We start from the raw sequence: 4,234 nt of genomic DNA on the forward strand, positions 1-4,234 counted from the left end.
AGCCTGAGCAGGTCCAGCGTCGCAATGTAATTTTGTTCCGCAGGTCTGGTGTTCATCCGCATTTCCCGCATCTACGGTCGGCAAACCATAGAGCGGATCGCGGCTGAGCGGGTTAAGAGGCCTAGATTATCGCCAGATGTAGTAAATTTACGCGGAACGAGGCGTCAGACCGCCGAACCATAGAGGTCATAGGCGTCGGCACGGTCGATCTTGACGGTGACGATATCGCCTTGGCGCAGCGGACGACGCGACTGGATGTGCACCGAGCCATCGATCTCGGGCGCGTCGTATTTGGTGCGGCCCTTTGCCGATGTGCCATGCGCCTCGTCGATCAGCACCGGGAGGCGCTTGCCGACTTTTCTGGCCAGCTGTGTCGCCGAAATCTTCTGCTGACGCTGCATGAAGCGGTGCCAGCGCGCCTCCTTGATTTCCTGCGGGACCTGTTCGAGACCGAGATCGTTGGAGCGGGCGCCGCGGACCGGCTCGTATTTGAAGCAGCCGGCGCGGTCGATCTTGGCTTCATCGAGCCAGTCGAGCAGCATCTCGAAATCGTCATCCGTCTCGCCGGGGAAGCCGACGATGAAGGTCGAGCGGATGGCCAGATCCGGACAGACCTCGCGCCAGCCGCGAATGCGCTCGAGCGTCTTTTCGCCATGCGCGGGCCGGCGCATGTTTTTCAGCACCTGCGGCGAGGCATGCTGGAACGGGATATCCAGGTAAGGGAGGATCTTGCCCTCCGCCATCAGCGGGATGACGTCGGCGACATGCGGGTAGGGGTAGACATAGTGCATGCGCACCCAGATGCCGAGCTTGCCCAGTTCCTCCGAAAGATCGAGGAATTTTGCGCGCACTTCACGGTCGCCGAACATCGACGTCTGGTATTTGATGTCGATGCCGTAGGCGCTGGTGTCCTGCGAGATGACCAGAAGTTCCTTGACGCCAGCCTTGGCCAGTTTCTCAGCCTCACGCAGCACATCGGCCGCCGGCCGCGAGACGAGGTCGCCACGCAGTGCGGGAATGATGCAGAAGGTGCAGCGGTTGTTGCAGCCTTCGGAAATCTTGAGATAGGCGTAGTGACGCGGCGTCAGCTTGACACCCTGCGGCGGCAGGAGATCGATATAGGGATCGTGCGACGGCGGTGCGGCCTCATGCACCGCGGCCATCACGCTCTCATAGGCCTGCGGCCCGGTGATCGCCAGCACATTGGGGTGCTTTTCGCGAATGACGTCCGGCTCGGCGCCCAGGCAACCGGTGACGATCACTCGGCCGTTTTCCGAAAGCGCGGAACCGATGGCGTTGAGCGACTCGTCGCGGGCGGAATCGAGAAAACCGCAGGTGTTGACGACGACGAGGTCGGCGCCGTCATGCTTGCGCGCGATTTCGTAACCTTCGGCGCGCAGGCGCGTGATGATGCGCTCCGAATCCACGAGGGCCTTCGGGCATCCAAGACTGACAAAACTCACGCGGGGAGCGGACATAGAGGGTTTCCGGGCTTTTCAGGATTGCCGGCGCAGTACCACACTTATTGCGGCATTGGTATGGGCAGGCCCGCGATGCGGCAAAACGCACGGCGGTCTTGCTTCGACGGAGTGAAGACGCGGATGTCCGCCAGCTTCAGCCGACCACGTTGTTCACATGTGGCCAGACCTCCACCGCGCCGCGATAGACCATGTCCAGCGCGACATAGAGTATGATCAGCAGGCCGACATAGGCGATCCAGCGGTGGCGATGCAGCAGCTTGGCAATGAAGGTCGCAGCCAGCCCCATGAGCGCGATCGACAGCACAAGGCCGATGACCAGCACCGGAAAATGATCACGCGCCGCTCCAGCCACCGCCAGCACGTTGTCGAGCGACATCGACACATCGGCGACGACAATCTGCAAGGCAGCCTGGCCAAGGGTCTTGCGCTTCGACTTGCCGGCGACTGCTTGGTCACTGTTGAGGTCCGAATTCGACAGCGCCTCGGTCGCTTCCAGCTCATCGGCATGTGACGTGCGCAGCTCGCGGTACATTTTCCAGCAGACCCACAGCAGCAGGATGCCGCCGGCCAGCAGCAGGCCGACGATCGCCAGCAGCTTGACGGTAATTGCGGCAAAACCGATGCGCAGCACCGTTGCCGCAATCACGCCGATGAGGATCGCCTTCTTGCGTTGGTCAGCCGGCAGGCCGGCAGCGGCAAGGCCGATGACGATCGCATTGTCGCCGGCCAGCACGAGGTCGATGGCGATGACCTGGAGCAGGGCGGTCAGGCTGGCAGCGCTGAAAAAAATGTCCATCGACCGGAAGCCCTTGCTGATTTTGCCGAGTGTTCGTCGATTACCCAGAGGCCCTAACTTGGTGGTCCCTTGGCGTCAAGGGATCACGCGTGGCGCCATCACCGAAGCATCGCTACGTCAAGCCAGATCCAATGCTCGCGGCACTCGCCGACAGCCAGGCAAAACCATGGCCGATCGCCAATCAATCGTAGAGATTATACTTTGCCCAGTCGGCTTCCGGAATCTCGTCGCCGATCCGGTAGCGGAGTTGCAAGACTTCCATATGGTCCGGCCCGGTCTGGCACTTGAATTTCAGCCTGTACCACTGCCCCTTGCTGCGAAACGCAGCACCCGGGCTCTTGATTGCATCGGCGCCCATCTCGGGCGTGGCAAAGGCGTAGGCGACGACGCGATCGGCTTTGAACTTGCGATCGTCATGGGTGATGCGGTCGAGCACTTCGGCGTCGCAACGCTGTTCAAGGCGAGTTTGGGGATCGAGTTTCATCAGTCCGGCGCGCAATGCATTGTCCATTGCGCTGGCTGGAAAACTCAGTGTCACTGACGCCAAGGCGGTCATGCAGAGCTTCTTCATGGGCGGGACAAGCAACATATTTTGTCGGAGAAATCAACCGAGCGGACCGCCTCGGACGCTGCGGGAATCTTCAATCATATGGCTGCTGCGTTCAAAATTGCGTGTCGGGATTCGTCGTGCGATGCCTGCGGCCAACGGATCAAAGAGGCACGGCCGGCATCGGTAAGATCGTAGAGGCCGCGGTCGACGCGCGCGAACCAGCCATAGACATTGTGCTGCAGGATCTTGGGCGCGATCGGCGTCACCGCCTTCAGATCTCGCGGCCGCCTGGGGCCATCCACCATGGCGGCAGCGCAGGCGAGGGCGCTTTGGCGATAGGCGGTCATGATCGGATTGCGCGATCCTCCTCCGGCAACGGGATCGCCGCGACGGCGCTGGTGCTCATCGACCAGGCGGGAGCGCCGGCGGGCATTTTTGCGCGGCGCCAGCGCGATCGGGCTGAGAAGCACCTCGACCCGGTCCGTCGCGGTCACGCCAAGCAAGCCGAAGCCAAGCCGGCGGCAGAGATTGCGGAACCTGGCATCGCTTTCGCGTCCCTTGCCGCGAGCCGACATGCGCGCGGCCAGCCACACCTCGTCACAGGCCGCCGCACGATCGACACCTTGCAGCACCAGTTCGAGATTGAACTGCAGCTTCAACTCGCAGATGACGACAACCGGCGGCTCCCCCTCGCGCAACGCAACAACATCGCAGCCGTCGATCTCGCCTTTGACGACAAAGTCGAGGCTTTCGAGGAACCGCTTCACCGGCGCATAGAGTGAGGTCTCGTTCATGGCGCAAGGTTTAGCCGATTCGAGGCGAAAAGCCTTCCGGTGGTTCGGCGTCCTGCGGCTCGAAAGGGGACCGGTGTGGATACCGCAACGCCGGGCCAGCCGTCAGGCTTCGGCGTTCGGCACCGCCCGGTTCGGCAGCTTCCTGCGGCGCAGGAGCGGATAGCCGATCTGGCCGAAATAGGTGGAAGGGATCGGATCGTCGACGCCGTACTTGTCCGGCACCTTGTCACCGGTGGGATTGTAGGTGCCGAACAGCACGTCGAGGAAAGGCAACTGCCCGGCGAAGTTCTTGTCATAGGCTTCGCGCTGGTTGGCATGGTGCCAGCGATGGAACTGCGGGCTGGCGATCAGCCACTTCAAGGGGCCGAACGGAATCCGCACGTTTGAATGCACAAGCAGCGTATGTCCAAGGTAGAGAGTCGAAAAGACGGCGATCGACGCTTCCGAGAAGCCGAGGAAAAAGATCGGCGTCAGCGATATTGCCTTTGTGACGATGGCGTCGACGGGATGATTGTGGAAGGCCCCGAGCCAGTCGAGTTCCTCAATGCCGTGGTGAACGGCATGGAACTTCCAAAGCGCCGGGATTTTGTGAAAGGCCCGATGTGTCCAGTAG

5 protein-coding genes are annotated in these 4,234 nt (G+C 61.7%); all 5 read right to left on the reverse strand.

From position 1 onward, the window contains the following. Nucleotides 1–164: 164 nt before the first annotated feature. Nucleotides 165–1,478 (reverse strand): 30S ribosomal protein S12 methylthiotransferase RimO, encoded by a 1,314-nt coding sequence (gene rimO / locus EN969_RS19095; RefSeq protein ID WP_013531645.1) that lies wholly within the window; start codon nucleotides 1,476–1,478, stop codon nucleotides 165–167. A 136-nt stretch (nucleotides 1,479–1,614) separates the two neighbouring features. Then, the gene (locus tag EN969_RS19100) at nucleotides 1,615–2,277 is read right to left on the reverse strand and encodes a TerC family protein (protein ID WP_013531644.1); all 663 of its coding nucleotides are present in this window, start codon (nucleotides 2,275–2,277) and stop codon (nucleotides 1,615–1,617) included. 181 nt (nucleotides 2,278–2,458) lie between these two features. Next, nucleotides 2,459–2,866: a DUF930 domain-containing protein gene (locus EN969_RS19105; protein ID WP_032808257.1), complete on the reverse strand. Its 408-nt coding sequence runs from the start codon at nucleotides 2,864–2,866 to the stop codon at nucleotides 2,459–2,461. A 56-nt stretch (nucleotides 2,867–2,922) separates the two neighbouring features. Continuing rightward, a complete protein-coding gene (locus tag EN969_RS19110; protein ID WP_063168008.1) occupies nucleotides 2,923–3,621 on the reverse strand; it encodes a DUF2161 domain-containing phosphodiesterase in 699 nt (232 codons plus the stop codon). 102 nt (nucleotides 3,622–3,723) lie between these two features. Next, a partial coding sequence (locus EN969_RS19115; RefSeq protein WP_164758347.1) for a sterol desaturase family protein occupies nucleotides 3,724–4,234 on the reverse strand: 511 nt, incomplete at its 5' end.

Source organism: Mesorhizobium sp. M7A.F.Ca.CA.003.01.2.1 (assembly GCF_003998945.1).
GTDB classification, from domain to species: domain Bacteria; phylum Pseudomonadota; class Alphaproteobacteria; order Rhizobiales; family Rhizobiaceae; genus Mesorhizobium; species Mesorhizobium ciceri.

What these genes read in the sequence shown, in the direction of transcription:
- rimO (WP_013531645.1), bottom strand. Translation starts at nt 1,478, where the DNA reads ATGTCCGCTCCCCGCGTGAGTTTTGTCAGTCTTGGATGCCCGAAGGCC.
- EN969_RS19100 (WP_013531644.1), bottom strand. Translation starts at nt 2,277, where the DNA reads ATGGACATTTTTTTCAGCGCTGCCAGCCTGACCGCCCTGCTCCAGGTC.
- EN969_RS19105 (WP_032808257.1), bottom strand. Translation starts at nt 2,866, where the DNA reads ATGTTGCTTGTCCCGCCCATGAAGAAGCTCTGCATGACCGCCTTGGCG.
- EN969_RS19110 (WP_063168008.1), bottom strand. Translation starts at nt 3,621, where the DNA reads ATGAACGAGACCTCACTCTATGCGCCGGTGAAGCGGTTCCTCGAAAGC.